Source organism: Pseudomonas sp. NPDC007930 (assembly GCF_042958985.1).
GTDB lineage: Bacteria > Pseudomonadota > Gammaproteobacteria > Pseudomonadales > Pseudomonadaceae > Aquipseudomonas.
Window position 1 is genome coordinate 686514 of the sequence record NZ_JBIBKC010000001.1, and the last position, 18457, is coordinate 704970.

Sequence of the window (18457 nt, forward strand, 5' to 3'; positions counted from 1 at the left end):
AGGGCACTCTGCAAATAAAGGTGTTGATCAACGCTCGGCCCGCCACAGCAACTCATGCCGGCGCACCGCCTTGCGGAAGAATTCGTCTTCGCCCTCCAGCGCCCAGCGGCGCCCGGCCAGCAGCCGCTGCAAGGCCCGGCGCAGGCGGCGCTTGGCCGGCAACGGCACGGTCAGGTCATGCATCATGCCCAGGGCCATGGCCTTGTCGTAGCGAGTGGCGGCGTTCAGTTCAAGCACCACCGGCCACATCGGCGCGGCCGGCTCGAGCAATGGCGGCAGCGCCACGCCGCTGTGGGCGTTGCCCATCGGCCAGCGGTCGTTGTCGTGCAGGTGGTTGGCGTAGCCCAGCAGGCACTCGGGCTGCCAAGGCTGGCCAGCGAGCGCTTCAAGCACCGCCAGGCGCGCGTGCACATGGTCGGGGTGGGGGTCGAGCAACTCGTCAGGCAGCACGATCACCTCCGGCCGGGCGCGTTCGATCAGCGCGCGCAGGTCGGCCACCAGGTTGTGCCAACTGGGCACGCCGTCGTCGCCAGGCAAAGTGAACGGGTTGAACTGGCGAAACAGCCGGGTATCGGCCAGCCCCGCCTCGCGGGAGGCCACCGGCTGCTCTGGGTGGGCGCGCATGGCCGGCAGTTGCAGGCAAAAATAGCCCAACTGCACGCAACGCTCGGCGCTCACCCCAGCCCAGCGCGGCACAGCGATGCTGTCCCAGGCGCGCAAGCGGCCCTTCAAACGCGCCGCTTCGGTGCCGCTCAGGCCCATGCCGCGATAATGCCCGGCTTCGATTTCACCGGCGGTGAGGGTCACCACCCAGGCCTCGCGGGCCTGGCTGTACAGGCCATAGGCGGCCAGCTCGGCGTCATCGGCGTGGGGGGCAATGACCATCACCCGCTTGGCGCGGTAATCGCTCTGGGGGAATGCCCACAGCGTGGCCTCGCGGCCCAGCCGGCAAAAGCGCCCGGCCAGCGGCAGGCCTTGGGCCAGCGCTGCGGCAAAGCTGGTGAGGTTCAGGTAGCGCTCGCCCCGGCAGCCGCGCTCGAAGGTTTGCGCATCGGCGTCAGGCCCACTGCCCAGGCGCACGTAAGGGTCGAGCAAACGCCCCAGCAGGCTGCTGCGCACCTCCACCTGCAACACCAGCGCATGGCCAGCCGGCGCCTCGGCCACCAGCCGCGCGCCTTCCCAGCGCAGCGGCAGCTTCAGCGCCTGCTCGGGAAAGCGATAACGGTAAGGCTCGGCCGGCGAATAGAACAAGTGGTCGGCGAACCAGGCCTCATGGGCCACCCAGCCGAGCACGGCCAACAGCGGCGCCAGCCACCAAGCCACCAGTACCCCGGCCAGCACCAGCAGCACCAGCGCGCCGAGCAGCGCCAGGCGCTTGTTGCGGCGGTGGCGCTTGAGCAACGTTTGCTTGCGGTTCATACCTGCAGCACCTGCACCGGGTTGCACCAGCGGTCTTTGTATTCACGGTCGGCGCGGCCGAACGAAAAACGCAGCGCCTTGCCCAGTGCGCGGGCGTCTTCCCAGGCGGCCTGGGTGTTGAGGAAGCTCAGCACGCTGCCGGGGCTGAACGCGCGGGTTTGCGGGTCGACCCCGCCATTGACGTACTCCACGCTGAGCCACTGCGGCGCCTCGACGCGGTAAATCAGCTGGGTGGCGATCGGCGCGCCGTCCAGCAGCACCACCGCGCCGACCACAAACTCACGCAGCAACTCGACCACCTCGGCCATGCGCGCGGCGCCGGTGGCGGGGAAGCCCCAGCGGCGCTGAAACAGGTCGCAATAGATGGCCGCCAGCTCTGGGGCGCTGAAGGCACTCACCGGCCGCACTTCGCCGCCGGCTTCTTCGAGCAGGCGCAGCTCGCGGCGCTGGTTGTAGCGGAATTTCTTCGACAGTTCCTCGGGCTCGCGGGCCAGGGCCAGTTGCTCGGGCTGCGCCTTCAGGCCGCTGAACCGGCCGCTATTGAGCGCCGACAGGTAGCGCCCGGCATGGCGCAGCGGCGCCTCGGCGCCCTCGGCCGCCGGCAGGATGATCTCGGCATTGCCGAGATCGAACAGGCCTTTTTTACCGGCGCGTTTGAGCGCCACCTTCGACAGCGCCAGCTCGCGGCCCCAGGTGGGGATCGCGGCGATCAGCTCACCGCCGCGCTCCACGCCCAGGTAGCGCACTGGCAATTCGGCGAGCCCGGCCAGGCGTTCGACCACCACCGGGTGGGTGGCCACGCTGCCGCCGTAGCGGGCCCAGGCCTGGGCATAATCGGCGGCGCTGATCGGCGCCCAGCCACGTTCACGCCAGGCGGCAAAATGGTTGAGGATCATCGCGCCACCCACTCGCTGACCATGGGCAAGGCCCAGAACGCCTCGGCCACCGCGGCATCGCTGAAGCGCGCCCGCAGGCGTTCGGCCATGGCCGCGGCGCAGGCCGCGCGCTCGGCCTCGCTCAACCCGGCCAGGCGCACCAACGCCTCGGCCAGCGCTGGTGCATCGCCCAACGGGAACAGCTCGCCCACCCCCTCGACCACTTCGCGGGCACCGCCACAGGCAGTGGCCACCAGCGGCACCCCCGCGGCCATGGCCTCGAGCAGCACCATGCCGAAGGGTTCGTGGTCCGAACTCAGGGCGAACGCGTCGAACGCGCCAAAGTAGCGCGCGGCCTGCGGCACCTGGCCGGTAAACCGCACCTGGCCGGCAATGCCCAACTGCTCGGCCTGGGCCCGCAGCTTGCCGAGCAGGCGGCCCTCGCCCAGCAGCACCAGGCAGGCACTGGCCGGCAGGCGCGGCAAGGCCAGGGCAAAACCCTGCAGCAGGGTGGCCTGGTCTTTGTCGGGGTGCAGCCGGCCGACGTTGGCCACGACCCAGTCGCCCGCGCCCAGCCCCAGCGCTGCGCGGGCCTCGCCCGGTGGCAGCAAGGCCTCGCGGCGGGCGGCAACATCGATGCGGTTGTAAAGGGTTTCGATGCGCTCGCCCGGCCAACCGGGCAGGCAGCGGCGCAGGTCGTCACGCACCGCGCTCGACACCCCCAGCAAGGCCAGGCGGCGGCGAAACAATTTGGCGAACAGCCGGCGGCCCTGGCGTTGATAATCGCCAAACGCATGGTGCACGCCGATCACCGGCAACCCGGTGGCCAGCAGCGCCACGTAAATAGGCTTGAAGCGGTGCGCAATGCAAAAGGCGTAGTCGCGCCGCGCGGCGACTTTGCGCAGCGCGGCGATCGCCCCCAGCTTCAGCCCGCGCACCTGGCGCGAGCTGAACCCCAGGAACTCGACTTCATCACTGCCGCAGCCCGCGGCCACGGCGGGGCTGGGCGCGCCGGTGAGAAACACCGTGGTCACCCGGTAGCCGCGCCCGGCGAACAGGCTGGCGTATTGCCGGGCGCAGTCCAGAAACGGGCCGTCATAGCCATGGCAGAACTGCAGAACGTGGCGTTCAGCCTTGGGCGTCATACGGGGCGGCACCCTCTTTGACCACCAGGATGTCTTCCATGATCAGGTACTGCAGGTCAGAGCCGAAGAACATGTTCAGCGCATCGGTGGGCGAGCAGATCATCGGTTCGCCACGGCGGTTGAGCGAGGTGTTCAGCGACACGCCGTTACCGGTGAGGTCTTCGAGGGCCTTCATCATGTCGTAGTAGCGCGGGTTGTATTCGCGCTTGAGCACCTGGGCACGGGAGGTGCCGTCTTCGTGGACCACTTCCGGCACGCGGGTTTTCCATTCTTCGTTCACCTCGAAGGTGAAGGTCATGAACGGCGCCGGGTGGTCGACGCTGATCATCTGCGGCGCCACGGTGTCGAGCATCGATGGGCAGAAGGGGCGCCAGCGCTCGCGGAACTTGATCTGCTCGTTGATGCGGTCGGCCACGTGCGGCACGCTCGGGCAGCCGATGATCGAACGCCCACCCAGGGCGCGCGGGCCGAACTCCATGCGGCCCTGGAACCAGGCCACCGGGTTGCCGTCGACCATGATCTGGGCGATGCGCCGCGGCATGTCGTCGAGCTTGCGCCAAGCGGGCTTGCTCGGGTGGCGAGCACAGGCGGCGATCACGTCTTCGTTGGAGTACGCCGGGCCCAGGTACACGTGTTCCATTTTCTCGACCGGCACGCCGCGGGCATGCGACACATAAGCCGCCGCGCCCACCGCGGTGCCGGCGTCGCCGGAGGCGGGCTGCACGAACAGCTCTTTCACGTCGGGGCGGGCGATGATCTTCTGGTTCAGCTTGACGTTCAGCGCGCAACCGCCGGCGAAGGCCAGCTTGCCGGTTTCCTTGAGGATGCCGCCCAGGTAGTGGTCGATCATCTGCAGGGCGAGCTTTTCGAACAGCGCCTGCATGCTCGCGGCATAGTGGATGTACGGCTCGTCGGCGATGTCGCCTTCACGCTTGGGCCCCAGCCATTCGATCAGCTTGGGCGAGAAGTAAAAGCCTTTGCCCTTCTCTTTGTAGCGGCGCAGGCCGATCACGTTGGCGTAGTCGGTGTTGATCACCAGCTCGCCGTTTTCGAAGCTGGCCAGGCGCGAGAAGTCGTACTTGCTGGCGTCGCCATACGGCGCCATGCCCATCACCTTGAACTCGCCGTCGAGCATCTCGAAGCCGAGGAACTCGGTGATCGCGCCGTACAGGCCGCCGAGCGAGTCGGGGTCGAAGAACTCTTTGATCTTGTGGATCTTGCCGTTCTCGCCATAGCCGAAGAAGGTGGTGGCGTACTCACCCTTGCCGTCGATGCCGAGGATCGCGGTTTTTTCCGTGAAGCCGGAGCAATGGTAGGCGCTGGAGGCGTGGGCCAGGTGGTGCTCTACCGGCTCGATCTTGACCTTTTTCGGGTCGAAGCCCAGTTGCTCGAGGCACCAGACGATCTTGTTGCGGTAGCGCTTGTAGCGGCGGTTGCCCATCAGCAGCGCGTCGAGGGCGCGGTCGGGGGCGTACCAGTAGCGCTTGGCGTAATGCCAGCGCGCCTTGCCGAACAGGCTGATGGGCGCGAACGGAATCGCCACCACGTCAACGTCGCTCGGTTTGATGCCGGCCTGCTCCAGGCAGAACTTCGCCGACTCGTAGGGCATGCGGTTCTTCGCGTGTTTATCCCGTACGAAACGCTCTTCTTCGGCGGCCGCGATGAGCTTGCCGTCGATGTACAGCGCAGCGGAGGGGTCGTGGCTCAGGGCGCCGGACAGGCCAAGGATCGTCAATGCCAAGGTTCAAGCCTCTTCGAACACAATTCGGTTTGAATCGAAAACGGGCGAGTATACCAGAGCGCCCCGCGCTGATCCTCTGGCAAAGGCGGCATAAAATTACAGCACGCTTTTATACCGCCGCCGCGAGCATCCACCCTCTTCCTTCAGAGGCGATGCCGATGACTCCCCAGCCCCTTTCCCCCCTCGACGCCCTGGCCGGGCCGCTGCGCACGCTGCTGGCCGGCCAGGGCGATTTTTTCGCGCTGCTGCAGCGGCGCCTGGCCGATGCCCTGCCAGCGCCGTTCAACCAGCACGCGGCCGATGCGCTGTACCTCGACCAGCAACCCCTGCCGCAAGCCATTGCCCGCGCCATTGGCGGGCAGGCCCTCACCGCCAGCACCGGCCAGTACCTGGCCGCCGAGGCCGTGCTGCCACTGCCGGAAGAGGCCCTGCGCGCCACGCAGCGCTTCGCCGAACAGTTCAGCGCCGATGCCCAGCAGCTCTGGCTCGATGCCCTGACGGCGTTCTGGGAATACCCGCAAGGCAGCACCGGCACGCCGCGCGTGGCCCTGGCGGCTTGGCTGGGTGAGCAGTGGCACGCCCAGGTGGCGTTGCGCGAAAAAGACCAGACCCTACCCGCCGAGCACCTCGCCCTGGCCCAGCCGGGCGAGGCCAGTACAGCCACTTGGCGGGCGCTGCTGGCGTTGGCCACGCCCAGCGGCGAGCAATTCGTGCCCGGCGCCTGCGTGCTGGCGGCGCGCGACCCGCTGGAGCACCCCGCCGAGCCGGTGTTGCTCAGCACCCTGGCCTGGGGCCTGGAAGGCTTCGACAACTGGGCGGCGCTGTACCAAGAGGTGGCCGAACGGCTGGAGGATGACATCCAAGGCCCAGCCTTGCTGGCCGCACAGGACCCCGCCGGGGCTAACGCCGCCCTGGCCAGCCGGGCCCTGACTGCGCGGCTGTTCACTGGCCCCGTGTTCGAGCAACTGGCGGCCAACCTGATCGCCCGGCAACGCCGCGCGGCCAGCCAGGCCTGGGAGCAGGCTGTGCCGCTGCTGGCCGAGGGCGAGTTCTTCGCCGCCAACGATGTGCTCAAGGCCGGCCTGGCGCTGGCACCGCTGCTGCTGACCGATGCCATCAACCGCAGCCATTACGTGGCCCTGCTGCTCAAGGGCATGCCGGCCTGGCTGAAGGCACTGAGCGAGGCCGAGATGCTGGCCCTCAACCAAAGCAAGAACCGCCTATGGGTGGCCACCCTTGCCAGCCAGGCCAGGGGCATGCTGACCCTGGCGCAGTTCCATTCACCACACACCCTGCACGCCTACGCCCGGCGCACGTTGATCGAAGGGCTGCGCCCACTGGGCGTCAGCCTGCCGCCCGAGCGCATTCTGATCACCACCGTCAGCGCCCGCGCGGTCGGCCCTCTGGTGCCGCCACTGAACCCGGCGGAAACCGGCTTTGGCGCCGGGAACACCCTGCCACCGGGCGGTACCGTGGAGTTAGTGCCGCATACCGTTACGCTGATAAACCTGGCCCTGCACAATGTCAGCCCGCTGGACTTCAACTACCTGCTGACCGCCACGGTGCGCGACGACCAGGGCCAGGCGATTGCCGGGCTCGATGCCTACAAGGTGCGGCGGCTGGTGCGCCAGGCGAACGTCGGTGGGCGCTACCAGGCGTACCTGGCCCAGCAACTGCGCGGCGGGCCACACGCGGGCTGGCGGCGCCAGGCACACCGCGCGCTGCTGTGCAGCAAAATGCATTACGAAGGGCTCAAGGCCGCCTATCGCGGCCACTTGGGCGAAGCGCGCACGCTGCACCCGTGGATCGAGGCGCTGACCCTGAGCGGCGACACCCTGGCCGCCCCCAGTGGGGCGGTCCACAGTTGGCAACTGATGCTGCGGCAAACTCCGGTGGTGGGGGTGTACCTGTTCGGCGCGGCGCCCGGCGAACAGGCCGAGCCGGTATTGCTGTATGCACCCGGCAACCCCAACGGCCAGCATTGGTCGTTGTTCGCCAGCCGCCAGGCACTGGCCCGGGATTGGCTCAGCCAGGCGCCCGTGAGGCAGTACCTGCTGCGCCGCACTGCCTTGGCCGAGCACGCCGCCTTGCGCCCGCTGCTGGGCAGCCAAGCGATCACCAACCTGATCCACGAACAGCCGATCCGTGGCGATTTCTTTGCCAATGCCTATCGCGACGAAACCCGCCTGATGATGGCCAATGCCGACGCGCTGTCATCCAGCAACGCGGAAATCGACCGTAACGCGCTGGCGGACCTCACCCTGACCCTGATCGAATTCATGAGCATGGTGTTACCGGCCAAGGCCACTGCGGTGCTGTCGGTCAGCCGGGCGATCTGGGCCGGGGTACAGGTGTTCCATGAACTGGAAAGCGAGGCCGCGGACTACCCGATCGGTGCCTTCGTAGACCTCACCACCCACGTGCTCGAAGCCACCGTGGCGTTGTCTACCAGCCCGGTGGTGAGCAAGGTGATCCGCCGCTTGTCGTTTCGCGGCAGCCTGCCGATACCGGTGCAGTACGCCGCGCCGCACGCCGGCCAGTACCTGCGCTACACGCTCGAAAGCGAAGCGCCGAGCCAGGTGATCGAAGCCCAGCCGACGGTGGGTGGGCACAGCGAGTACTACATTCAGGACGCTACCGGCCGCCGCTATGAGGTGCTGTACGACGGCGAGCACTGGCGCCTGGTCGATGGGCGCAAGCCCGATGCGCTGTACAAACCGGTGATCAAGCAGCTGGCCAGTGGCGAATGGGTGATGGTCGACCAGGCGTTCTGGCGCGGGCCACTGCCGGATGTGGCCGGGTTGCTGCGGCGGGTGGCGCAGCCCGCCGAGGCGGCGCTGGCGGACGGCGAGGTGGGCAACCATGAGGGCCGTGAATACCTGCGCTTGGGTGAGCAGATGGTGCCGGTGCGGCCCAGCCTGTTGGCTGGGCGCTACACCGTGGTGGTGGCGCCAGAGCAGCGCAGCGAGGCGCCGCTGACCCTCAAGCTGCGGCGTAACCCCGAGGGGCCGGGCTGGCAGGGCAAGGCGCGGCAGAACGCGATGGCGAGCCCGTGGGTCGGGGTTTGAGGTTGGTGTGGGGGTTCAAAGGCCCTTCGCCCGGCACAGCCGGCCTCCCACGGGGTCTGTGTTGCGCCTAAAATCAATAGGTTACACGAATCTGGTGGGAGGCCGTGGTCCGGCACTCCGGCTGTGCCGGGCGATGGGCCCTCAAGGCAAGCGCGCATCCAGCAGCCGGTACAACTCACTGCCCACGGGCCAGTTGCGCAAGAACCGCTCGCGGTCCCGCGCGTAGGCCTTGGCGAAGCTGCCGGCGCCGCGGTGCTGGCACATGGCGTCGAGGTCGATCATCGCCCAGCGGCCTTCGTGCCAGAACAGGTTGTGGCCCTTCAGGTCGCCGTGGCTGATCCGTTCGCGCACGAGGGTGGCGAACAGCGCATCGAGGGCTTGCAGTTCGGCTTCCGGCACCTCGGCGGTGCCGGCATACGGCGCCCAGCGTTCGATGATGTCTGGCCCGGCCAGGTACTCGGTGACCAGGTAGGCCTTGCCGCGCAGCCCCAGGGTACGGGTTTCGAGCACCGCCAGCGGGGTGGGGGTGGCCACGCCGAGAAACGCCAGGCGGTTACCCTCGACCCACGAATGCCAGGCGCGGCTGGGCCGCCAGAAGCGCTTGAGCCAGTGGGCGGCATCCTTGATGTTGTAGCGTTTGATCACCAGCGCCCGGCCGGCGGCTTCCACCCGCGCCACGGTGGCCGCGCCGCCGGTTTTATACACATGGCCCTGATCGATCAGGGCATCGGCCTGGGCCAGCACCGGCAGCAGCGCCGCGGCTTGGTCGCGGCGCACCGCGCGCAGCCCCGAGGCGCCACGCGCCACGCTGAACAGCGTGCAGTCGCGGCCGGTTTTGCCGAGGTAGTCGTGCAGGCGCCAGGCGCGCACCTTGGCCACTTGCTTGGCCAGTGCTTCAAGGGGCAGCCCGTGTTCGCTGTTGGCCAACAGGTAATGCACCAGCAGCTCTTCGGTAAAGGGCTCCAACGCGGGTGGCAACTGGGCGAAGAACACCCCGAGGTTTTCCAGCACGCGCTCGCGGCTCAGCGGCTGGCCAGGCTGCTCGGCGCGGATCCCCGCGCCGTCGATCAGCCACAGTTGGCCACGGCTGCGCAGCAGGTTGTCCAGGTGCAGGTCTTCCTGCCACAGGCCCTTCAGGTGCATCCGCGCCATGGCGCCCAGCGCCTCGGCGAGCACCTCGGTTTGCGCGTCGCTCAGCGCGGCCTGCCCGGCCACCGCCGCCCAGGCCTCGCCCAGGCTTTGCGCGGGCTCCAGCAACTCGAACAGCAACCAGCCGCCCTGCCCTTCACGCAAGCCGTCAGCGACCAGCGCAGGCGTTACCAAGCCTTGGCCCTGCAGCAGCAACACGCCGTCTCGCTCGCGCTGAAAATGCCGCGCCGCCTTCGGCCCGACCAACAGCTTGGCCAGCACTGGCCGGCCACGCCACACCGCGGCCCCCACGTAGCGCTGCCCTGGCAGCACCCGCAACAGGCTGAGCACCTGCAGCGGCGCGTTGCCGGCGCCATCGGCCAGCTCAACGGTGAACGGCAGCGCCGGCTCGCGCCCGGCCTGTTGCAGTTTGGCCAGTTCCATCATGCCTTCCCCCGGTGCTTGCGCCGGCGCACCAGGCGCCCCAGCCAACCGTCAACCTGCGGGCCCTGGGCCGCGCTTTGCAGGTACGCCGCGAGCAGCCCGCGCACATCGTGCTCGCCCCACATCGGCGCGCGCCGCAGCAACGGCTCGAGGTCGCGCACGCGGTCACGCTGGCCGAACAACAGCGGGCGGGTTTTCTCCAGGTCGATCAAACAGGCCGTGAAGCCGCCGGGCTGCTCGCGCAAAAAAATGTGTTTTGGGTAGAAGCAGTTGTGAATCTGCCCGGCGCCGTGCAGCGTGCGCGCCAGCTCGCCCACGGCCTGCAGGATGCCCGCACGGCCTTCGGCGGGCACGTCGTCCCAGCGCTCGTTCCAGGATTCGAGGTCGGCCCAGGCGTCGAGGGCACGGGTGAGCAGCACCGCCTGGGTGCCGCCGGCGGCCTCGCGCTGGCCGTAGAACGCCGCTTCGAGTGCCGGGATGCCGAGGGCGCGGTAGCGCTGGATATTACGAAACTCACGGGCGAAGGTCGGCTCGCCCAGCGGGCGGCGCAGGGTGCGGGTCAGGTAGCCACTTTGGCGCTTAAGGAAAAACCCCTGCCCTTCGAGCTCCAGGCGGAACACGCTGCTCCAGCCACCACGGCCGGTATTCGGCTCGTCGACGGCGACCAGTTGCAGGTCCCACAACGCCTGGAAAGTGTCCAGCCGGTGGCGGGCCAGCAGCTCGCGTTCGGCCGGGCCGATGAAATCCTTCATTCACGCCCCTCGAAAAAACTCACAATGTGCCGGATGCGCTTTTTATCCGACGCGTTCAAGCGCTGGCGCCGCCGGTATTGCAGGTAGAACCGCAACCGTTGCGTGCGCGACAGGTGATACTTGGCCACCTTGTCGAGGCAGGCCAGGTCCTTGGTGATGCGGTAGCGCAGCATGAAGCTCCACCAGAACGCCCCATTGGGGCAGTCGATGAAGTAGATCTGGTCTTCGTCATCGACCAGCAGGTTGCGCCACTTCAGGTCGTTATGGGTGAAGTGGTGGTCATGCATGGCGCGGGTGTATTGGGCCACCTGCTGGCTCACATGATTGACCCACACCGGGTTGCCCAGGCGCCCATCCTGCTGGCGGGCGAGCTGGTCGAGGTCTTCGGTGCGCGGCAGTTCACGGGTGATCAACGCGCCACGGCCGAATGCCACGCCGTCGCGTTCCAGGCCCCAGGCGACGATTTCGGCGGTGGGGATGCCCCACTTGGCGAAGCGCTTGAGGTTCTGCCATTCCGAGCGCACCCGCGGCCGCCCCATGTAGCGGCGCAGGCCGCGGCCAGCGCCGACGTAGCGTTTAACGTAGTAATTCACCCCGGCGAACTGCACTCGGATCACCTCGGAGAGTGCATCGCGGGTCAGCCGCTCGCCCTTGAGGGCGAACACGGCGTCGAGGCTGCCAAAGGCTTCGGCGAGGTGGGCGTAATCGGTTTCGAGTGTCCAGCCCGCCATCAGAGCGCGTCCCCGTAGCGCAGCTTGCGCGCGTACAGGCTGGCCGCCTTGCGCTCCAGCCAGGCCAGCAGGCGGGCTTCTTCGGCCAGCACCTGGCGCAGCGGCTGGCGGAAGTACCCACGCAAGAAGCGCAGCAGGTCGCGGCGGGTCAGGCCGATGTCGAGGGCCGAGAAGTAAAGCGCGGCGAGGTCTTTGTTACGCCAGCGGCGCGGCACGGCGGCGCGGGTTTGCGCGCGGTGCAGGTCGATCACCGACAGCTTGAAGGCATCGGCCCGCACCGGCGTGGCGGTGTGCAGCAAGAAGTGGCAGATGTAGCAATCGCGATGGTTCACCCCGGCGCGGTGCATGCCGCCGACCATGCTCGCCACCTCGGCGATCAGCGCGCGCTTGAGCGCCACCGGCGGCGGCGTGTTGCGCCAGTCGAGGCTGTAGTCTTCCAGGCTGATGGTCGGCGCCAGCTCTTCGGTGATGATGAACGAATGCTGCTGGGCCGGGTTCAGCCCGCGCTCGCCATAGGCGACGGCGGTCATGGTGGCGATGCCGGCTTCGGTCAGGCGGCCGATGGCGCGGTACTCCTGGCCGGCGCCGAGCACCGGCAGCTTGGCGCTGGCGAGGTTCTTGGCCACTTCGCCCCAACCGATGCCGCGGTGGATCTTCACGAAATACCCCCGCCCAGCGACTTCGGTGCGCAGCGTGCGGCGGCCTTCGAGCTCGCGGTACACCTGGCCCTGCAGGGCCTCGGCGGCGCTGAACGGGTCTTGCCCGGCCCACAGCGAGGCGAACGGTTCGGCAAGCATCAACTTCATCGGGCAGGCTCCGCGAGGATCACGTCAGCGGCATGTTCGGGCATGCTGTACAGGTCAGCGCTGGCGGCGAACGCCAGGCCGTTGGCGGCCCAGCGCTGGCGCGCGGCGTCGTCTTCGAGCATCCGCGCCAGGTCACCGTTGAGCTGGCTTTGCTCGAACGGCTCGGCCAGCACCAGGCCGCTGCCGGCCTCGGCGATGTAATGGGCATAGCCGCACACCGCGCTGACCAGCACCGGCAAGCCGGCCACCAGCGCTTCGAGCAGCACCGTACCGGTGTTCTCGTTGTAGGCCGGGTGGATGAGCAGGTCGGCACCCAGCAGGAACCGCGGGATGTCTGGGCGGCCCTTCATGAAGGTCACCTGCTCGCCCACCCCCAACGCCTTGGCCTGCAGTTGGAAGACCTTGGGGTCGTCCTGGCCGATTACGAACAGGCGGGTGCGCGCGGCCAGCGCCTTGGGCAGCGCGGCCAGCGCCTTGAGGGTGCGGTCGGTGCCTTTGGTCTTGAAGCCCGAGCCGATCTGCACCAGCAGCCGGTCATCCTCGGCGAGGCCGAACTCGGCGCGAAACTGCGCGCGGATCGCCTCGGCGTCGGCCGGGCGCCGGCGGTCTTGGGCGATCCCCGGCGGCAGCAGGTGGAAGCGCTCCGGCGGGGTGCCGTAGTGCTTCACGAACAGCGGCTGCTGCACTTCGGAAATCATCAGCACCTGGGTGCGCGAGCTTGGCGCGAACACCGCGCGCTCGTAGTCGGCGAAGTGCTTGTAGCGGCCAAAGTACCGGTACAGCGGGTTGCGCAGGGTTTGCGCCTTGTCTTCGAAGCAGCCATCGGCGGCGTAGTACACGTCGAGCCCGGGCATCTTGTTGAAGCCCACCACGCGGTCGACCGGGTCGCGGGCCAGGTCCTGGGCCATCCAGGCGCTGAGCTTCTCGTTGCGGTGATGGTTGAACAGCGCCTTGGCCGGCACGATGCGCACGTCGAAGCCCGGCGGCACATCGCCCTGCCAGATCGGCGTGTACACGCGGATGCCATGGCCGCGGCGCTGGCACTCCAGGGCAATGCGCATGAAGTCGCGCTGCAGGCCACCGAAGGGAAAATACTTGTACAACACGAACGCCAGTTGCATCAGCGCCTCACCTCAGCCAACAGCAGCGTGCTCAGCCGGCCGGCCACCCGCTCGGGGTTGACCCGGGTGAAGCACAGCGGCCATTCGCGTTTCAGGTCATGCCGCGCCAGTTCCTCGGGCGTGGCGGTGTAGCTGCACTGCTTTTGCAGGCACGGCGCGCAGGGCTTCCAGTCGCTGGCCAGGTGCACCTGGGTTTTGCCGTAGGCGCCGGTCAGGCCCGGGTTGGTCGGGCCATACACCGACACGGTGGGCACATCCAGCGCCGCCGCCAGATGGCCCAGGCCGGTATCCACCGCCACGCAGGCGCGCGCGCCCACCAGCACCCCGGCCACCCCGGCCAGGTTCAGCTTGGGCAGCACCTGCACGTTGCCCATGCCAGCGGCAATGCGGTGGGCCCGGCGGAATTCCTCTTCGTTGCCCCACGGCAGGCGCACGCCGATGTTGGCCAGGCGCAGGCGCTCGGCGAGTTCGCGCCAGTACACCTCTGGCCAGTGCTTGGTGGCCCAGGTGGTGCCGTGCAGAAACACCACGTACGGCGTGGGGTTGGGGATCGCCAACAGCCGCGAGCGGTTCAGCCCGTACTGGCCGGTGCCGGGCGGCAGGTCGTAGCCCAGCGCCAGGGCGAATAGCCGGCGCAGCCGCTCCACGGCGTGCTGGCCTTTGTTCACCGGCACCTTGCGGTCATAGAAAAACGCCGCCAGCGGCTCACGCGCCGAACGTTTGTCCATCCCGGCCACCGGGGCCTGGGTGAAGCGCGTGAGCCAAGCGCTTTTCACCAGCCCCTGGGCGTCGAGCACCAGGTCGTAGCGGCGCTCACGCACCGCCGCCTTGAAGGCCTTCCACTCGCCGCCCTTGACGGTTTGCCAGAGGTTTTTCCGCCAGCGGCGGATCGCCACCGGGATCACTTTGTCTACCGCTGGGTGCCAGGTCGGCAGCTCGGCGAAACCCTCTTCGACCACCCAGTCGAAGCGGATGCCGGGGATCGCGCGGGCCGCGTCGGTCAGCGCCGGCATGGCGTGGATCACGTCGCCCAGCGACGAAGTCTTGATCAGCAGTACCCGCAAGTCAGTCTGCCCCGGCCAGGATGTCGACAACCTGCGGCCCTTCGATTTGCCCCAGCGCGTCGATCACGCGTTGCGGGTCAAGCAGGCGCAGGCAGTTGTAATGGCCGAAACGGCAGGTGCGGTCGAAGCACGGGCTGCAGTCGAGGCCCAGGCGCACCACCTCGACCTGGTCGGCCAGCGGTGGGGTGAAGCCCGGCGAGGTGGAACCGTACACCGCCACCAGCGGGCGGTTGAGCGCGGCGGCCACGTGCATCAGGCCGGAGTCGTTGCTCACCACCGCGCCGGCGCAGGCCATCAGGTCGATCGCCTCGCTCAGGGCGGTTTCGCCACAGAGGTTCACCGCCTCCTCGCGCAGGCCCGGGATCAACCGCTCGCGGATCGCCTCGCCCACGGGGTGGTCTTTTTTCGAGCCGAAAATCCACACCTGCCAGCCTTGGCGAATGCGCGCTTCGGCGACCGCGGCGTAGTGCTCCGAGGGCCAGCGCTTGGCCTCGCCGAACTCGGCGCCAGGGCACAGCGCCAGCACTGGGCGGTCGAGCTCCAGGCCGAACTTGGCCAGCGCCGCCGCCTGGCTGGCCGGCTCGATGCGCAGCCGCGGCTGCGGGTACGGGTCAGGCAGCAGGGCACCGGGGGCAAAGGCCAGGGCCATGAAGCGCTCGATCATCAGCGGGTAGCGTTGTTTGTCGAGCTGGCGCAGGTCGTTGAGCAGGCCGTAACGGTACTCGCCACGCCAGCCAGTGCGCGTGGGGATGCCGGCGAAAAACGGCACCAGCGCCGACTTGAGCGAGTTGGGCAGCAGGATGGCTTGGTCATACTGGCCCTTGAGCTGGCGGCCGATGCGCCGGCGGCTGGCCAAGCCGAGCACGCCGTGGCCGAGCGGGAAGCTCAAGGCCTGGCGCACCTCGGGCATGCGCTCGAGGATGGGCCGGCTCCAGTCGGGGGCGAGCACGTCGATCTGGCAGGCAGGGTGCACCTGCTTCAGGCACTGGAACAGTGTCTGGGCCATCACCATGTCGCCGACCCAACTGGGCCCGATGATCAGAATTCTCATAGGTTTCCGGAAAACGCGCGGCAGGCCCGATGCCTGCCGCTTGCCATCTTACTCCAGCCCAAGGCCTGCCCAGATGCGCATCACCGCGCGCCGCTCGGCTTCGAACTGGTCCGCCGGCACCTTCGCCGGTTGCTTTTGCAGGGCCAGCCGGTGCGAGGCGGAGCGGTAGGCCTTGTAGGCCTCGCGCAGCAGTGCGGCGTCGCTGGGTGACAACAGCCCGGCCTGCTCCAGGCCTTCGAGGATGCGGATGTTATCGGTGTAGCGCAGCAGCGCCGGGTGTGCGCCGGACCACGCCAAAGCCGCGTATTGCACCATAAATTCGATATCGACGATACCTCCGGCGTCTTGCTTGAGGTCAAACGCCGCCGTGCCGTCGAAGGCATTCGCCCCGCGCCCGGCCTCGGTGGCCCGGGTGCCGAGGTTGTCGCGCATCTTCGCGCGCATCTGGCTGACCTGCTCGGCCAGCGGCGCCTGCTCACGGCTTTGCCCCAGCACCTTGGCCCGCAGCCGCTCGAAGCCCTCGGCCACCTGGGGGTCGCCCACCAGCACCCGCGCCCGCACCAGCGCCTGGTGTTCCCAGGTCCAGGCTTCCTGCAACTGGTAACGCTCGAACGCGCCCAGCGAGCTGACCAGCAGCCCCGCCGCGCCAGACGGCCGCAGGCGCATGTCGACCTCGTAGAGCTGGCCGGAGTTGGTCTGGGCGGTGAGCAGGTGGATGATCCGCTGGCCCAGGCGGGTGAAGAACTGCGCGCCGTCGATCGGCTTGGCGCCGTCGGTTTCGGCCTGCGGGTCGCCCTCGTGGATGAACACCAGGTCGAGGTCCGAGCCGTGGCCCAGTTCGATCCCGCCGACCTTGCCGTAGCCGACGATGGCGAAGGCCGGGGCGCACAGCCCGCCGTCGGCGCGCCGTGGGGTACCGTGGCGGGCGGCGGTTTGCCGCCAGGCCAGGGCCAGCACCTGCTCGAGAATCGCCTCGGCGAGCCAGGTCAGGTAGTCACTGACCTTCATCAGCGGCAGCGTGCCGGCGATTTCCGAGGCGGCCACGCGCAGGCTGTGGGCCAGCTTGAAGTGGCGCAGCGCTTCCATCTGCTGCTCGAGGTCATCCTCAGGGATCCGCGCCAGGCGCTCGTGCAGCTCGGCCTTGAGCGCCGGGGCCTGGGGCGGGCTGAACAGCCGGCCCTCGTTGAGCAGCTCATCGAGCAACAGCGGGAAGCGGGCGATCTGCTCGGCGATCCACGGGCTGGCCGCGCAGAGGGTGAGCAACTGGCGCAGGGCGCCGGGGTTTTCCGTCAGCAGCACCAGGTACGCCGAGCGCCGGGCGACCGCTTCGACCAGCGGCAACACGCGCTCGAGCACCAGGTTGGGGTCGCCGTGCTCCACCGCCTGCGCCAGCAGCCGCGGGATGAACGCATCGAGCCGCTCGCGGCCGATGCGCTGCATGGCCCGCAACGAGCCGCTGTTGCGCAGCTCATCGAGTTGTTTGCGGGCGCGTTGCGGGTCGCTGAAGCCGGCGTGCTGCAACTGCCGGCAAGCGGCCTCTTCGGCCTGGTTGTCTTCCCACAGCGGCAGCCATTCGGCGCCGGCCACTTCCTCGGCAGGGGTGGCCGGGTCTTCGTCGGGGTCGGCGATCACCTGCTGGAAGTGCCAGGCCACGCGCAGGCGCCAATGGCCGAGGCGCTCTTCGAAACTCTCCCAACTGTCGAAGCCGAGCATCGCCGCCACCCGCGCCTGGTCGCGCGGGTCATCGGGCAGGGTTTGCGTCTGGCGGTCGGCGATCGCCTGCAGGGCGTGCTCGGTGTAGCGCAGGAAGCAGTAACCCTCGCGCAGCTCGGCAACCACCGCCGCCGGCAGGTAACCCTGGCCCTCGAGGGTGGCCAGCACGCTCAGCAGCGGCCGCTGCTGCAGGCTGAGGTCGCGCCCGCCGTGGATCAACTGGAACGCCTGGGCGATGAACTCGACCTCGCGGATGCCGCCCGAGCCGAGCTTGATGTTGTTGGCCATGCCCTTGCGGCGAACTTCCTGCTGGATCAGCTGCTTGAGCGTGCGCAGCGCTTCGATCGCGGAGAAGTCGAGGTAACGGCGGTACACGAACGGGCGCAGCATTTCCAGCAACTGCGCGCCAGCGGCGGCGTCGCCGGCCACCACCCGCGCCTTGATCATCGCGTAGCGTTCCCAGTCGCGGCCTTGGTCCTGGTAGTACTGCTCCAGGGCGTTGAAGCTGAGCACCAGCGCGCCGGCCGAGCCGTACGGGCGCAGGCGCATGTCTACGCGGAACACGAAGCCTTCGGCGGTGACGGGGTCCAGCGCTTTGATCAGGCGCTGGCCGAGGCGGATGAAGAATTCCTGGTTGTCGAGCGCGCGCTTGGCGCCGGTGGTTTCGCCGCCCTCGGGGTAGGCGAAGATCAGGTCGATGTCCGAGCTGAGGTTCAGCTCACCCGCGCCCAGCTTGCCCATGCCCAGCACCACCATGTGCTGGGCAGCGCCGCTGCGCCGGCCGGTGGGTACGCCGAACTGTTGGCAGTGGCGTGGGTACAACCATATATATGCCTCATCTATACAAGCATCGGCAAGCGCCGACAGGTCGCGGCAGGTTTGCGCCAGATCAGCCTGGCGGTTGAGGTCGCGCCAGATGATCCGCACCTGTTGCCGGTTGCGCTGCTGGCGCAGCACACGGCCGAGGTCGTCTTCGCTGGCGGCCTCGGCAACGGCCGCGGCGATCTGCCCGCGCAGCTCGCCCGGGGCCAGGGCGCGGTCGAGTTCGCCACTGGCCGCCAGCGCCGCCAGCATCGCCGGCTGCCGGCGCACCTGCTCGGCGGCGAAGTCGCTCAGCGCCAGCACGCGGTCGAACGCCGCCCAACGGGCGCCGTCCCAACCCTCACAGGCCGGCCCGGCGGCGGCCTTGAACGCTGCGCGCTGGTCGTTGACCAATGCGTTGAAACTCGCAGGCACATCGCCCATCGTCGGCAGGCTCATGGTCTATCCTTCAAGCCGCGAAAACCGGCGTTTTGAGGCACAAAGGCGGGGGTATCGGCTGAGCCGACTGTCGAACAAAGATTAAAAATTGCGTAAAAAAGGTGAAACTTGGCAGTACGCATCAACAAGCCCTCACGAC

13 protein-coding genes are annotated in these 18457 nt (G+C 68.4%); 1 reads left to right on the forward strand and 12 read right to left on the reverse strand.

Going from position 1 to position 18457, the window contains the following annotated elements; translation table 11 throughout:
• Positions 1–27: 27 nt before the first annotated feature.
• Genes ACFZCE_RS03175 through ACFZCE_RS03190 form a run of 4 tightly spaced genes read right to left on the reverse strand, consistent with a single transcriptional unit; the run spans position 28 to position 5180 of the window.
• On the reverse strand, positions 28–1419 hold the full coding sequence (locus ACFZCE_RS03175) for a PIG-L family deacetylase (RefSeq protein ID WP_390935987.1): 1392 nt from the start codon (positions 1417–1419) through the stop codon (positions 28–30).
• Positions 1416–2312: a GNAT family N-acetyltransferase gene (locus ACFZCE_RS03180; protein ID WP_390936441.1), complete on the reverse strand. Its 897-nt coding sequence runs from the start codon at positions 2310–2312 to the stop codon at positions 1416–1418. The genes ACFZCE_RS03175 and ACFZCE_RS03180 overlap by 4 nt, the downstream gene beginning before the upstream one ends.
• On the reverse strand, positions 2312–3439 hold the full coding sequence (locus ACFZCE_RS03185) for a glycosyltransferase (protein WP_390935989.1): 1128 nt from the start codon (positions 3437–3439) through the stop codon (positions 2312–2314). Before ACFZCE_RS03185 ends, ACFZCE_RS03180 begins: the two co-directional genes overlap by 1 nt.
• Entirely contained in the window at positions 3423–5180 is a 1758-nt protein-coding gene (locus ACFZCE_RS03190) for a carbamoyltransferase C-terminal domain-containing protein (protein ID WP_390935991.1), read from the reverse strand. Before ACFZCE_RS03190 ends, ACFZCE_RS03185 begins: the two co-directional genes overlap by 17 nt.
• A gap of 158 nt (positions 5181–5338) precedes the next feature.
• Between ACFZCE_RS03190 and ACFZCE_RS03195 the strand changes: the two genes are divergently transcribed.
• Positions 5339–8248 carry a hypothetical protein gene (locus ACFZCE_RS03195; protein ID WP_390935993.1) on the forward strand — a complete coding sequence of 970 codons (2910 nt, stop codon included), beginning with the start codon at positions 5339–5341 and terminating at the stop codon, positions 8246–8248.
• A 141-nt stretch (positions 8249–8389) separates the two neighbouring features.
• Here ACFZCE_RS03195 and ACFZCE_RS03200 read toward each other — a convergent pair whose 3' ends face one another.
• From ACFZCE_RS03200 to glnE, 8 genes are read right to left on the reverse strand one after another with little or no spacing between them, the layout of a single operon-like run.
• Positions 8390–9820, reverse strand: a complete 1431-nt coding sequence (locus ACFZCE_RS03200; protein WP_390935995.1) for a lipopolysaccharide kinase InaA family protein — start codon at positions 9818–9820, stop codon at positions 8390–8392.
• Positions 9820–10572 (reverse strand): lipopolysaccharide kinase InaA family protein, encoded by a 753-nt coding sequence (locus ACFZCE_RS03205; protein ID WP_390935997.1) that lies wholly within the window; start codon positions 10570–10572, stop codon positions 9820–9822. Before ACFZCE_RS03205 ends, ACFZCE_RS03200 begins: the two co-directional genes overlap by 1 nt.
• Entirely contained in the window at positions 10569–11303 is a 735-nt protein-coding gene (locus ACFZCE_RS03210) for a lipopolysaccharide kinase InaA family protein (protein WP_390935999.1), read from the reverse strand. The genes ACFZCE_RS03205 and ACFZCE_RS03210 overlap by 4 nt, the downstream gene beginning before the upstream one ends.
• Entirely contained in the window at positions 11303–12109 is an 807-nt protein-coding gene (gene rfaP, locus ACFZCE_RS03215) for a lipopolysaccharide core heptose(I) kinase RfaP (protein WP_390936001.1), read from the reverse strand. Before rfaP ends, ACFZCE_RS03210 begins: the two co-directional genes overlap by 1 nt.
• Positions 12106–13230 (reverse strand): glycosyltransferase, encoded by a 1125-nt coding sequence (locus ACFZCE_RS03220; RefSeq protein WP_390936003.1) that lies wholly within the window; start codon positions 13228–13230, stop codon positions 12106–12108. Before ACFZCE_RS03220 ends, rfaP begins: the two co-directional genes overlap by 4 nt.
• Positions 13230–14294, reverse strand: a complete 1065-nt coding sequence (waaC, locus tag ACFZCE_RS03225; RefSeq protein WP_390936443.1) for a lipopolysaccharide heptosyltransferase I — start codon at positions 14292–14294, stop codon at positions 13230–13232. The genes ACFZCE_RS03220 and waaC overlap by 1 nt, the downstream gene beginning before the upstream one ends.
• Position 14295: 1 nt before the next feature.
• Positions 14296–15345, reverse strand: coding sequence for a lipopolysaccharide heptosyltransferase II (gene waaF / locus ACFZCE_RS03230; protein WP_390936005.1), 1050 nt, complete (start codon positions 15343–15345; stop codon positions 14296–14298).
• A 48-nt stretch (positions 15346–15393) separates the two neighbouring features.
• Positions 15394–18318, reverse strand: coding sequence for a bifunctional [glutamate--ammonia ligase]-adenylyl-L-tyrosine phosphorylase/[glutamate--ammonia-ligase] adenylyltransferase (glnE, locus tag ACFZCE_RS03235; protein WP_390936007.1), 2925 nt, complete (start codon positions 18316–18318; stop codon positions 15394–15396).
• Positions 18319–18457: the final 139 nt, after the last annotated feature.

Bases quoted from the DNA above. Each gene is read 5' to 3' on its own strand.
- ACFZCE_RS03175 (WP_390935987.1), bottom strand. From the start codon at position 1,419: ATGAACCGCAAGCAAACGTTGCTCAAGCGCCACCGCCGCAACAAGCGC.
- ACFZCE_RS03195 (WP_390935993.1), top strand. From the start codon at position 5,339: ATGACTCCCCAGCCCCTTTCCCCCCTCGACGCCCTGGCCGGGCCGCTG.
- rfaP (WP_390936001.1), bottom strand. From the start codon at position 12,109: ATGAAGTTGATGCTTGCCGAACCGTTCGCCTCGCTGTGGGCCGGGCAA.
- ACFZCE_RS03185 (WP_390935989.1), bottom strand. From the start codon at position 3,439: ATGACGCCCAAGGCTGAACGCCACGTTCTGCAGTTCTGCCATGGCTAT.
- ACFZCE_RS03220 (WP_390936003.1), bottom strand. From the start codon at position 13,230: ATGCAACTGGCGTTCGTGTTGTACAAGTATTTTCCCTTCGGTGGCCTG.
- ACFZCE_RS03200 (WP_390935995.1), bottom strand. From the start codon at position 9,820: ATGGAACTGGCCAAACTGCAACAGGCCGGGCGCGAGCCGGCGCTGCCG.
- waaF (WP_390936005.1), bottom strand. From the start codon at position 15,345: ATGAGAATTCTGATCATCGGGCCCAGTTGGGTCGGCGACATGGTGATG.
- glnE (WP_390936007.1), bottom strand. From the start codon at position 18,318: ATGAGCCTGCCGACGATGGGCGATGTGCCTGCGAGTTTCAACGCATTG.
- ACFZCE_RS03210 (WP_390935999.1), bottom strand. From the start codon at position 11,303: ATGGCGGGCTGGACACTCGAAACCGATTACGCCCACCTCGCCGAAGCC.
- ACFZCE_RS03205 (WP_390935997.1), bottom strand. From the start codon at position 10,572: ATGAAGGATTTCATCGGCCCGGCCGAACGCGAGCTGCTGGCCCGCCAC.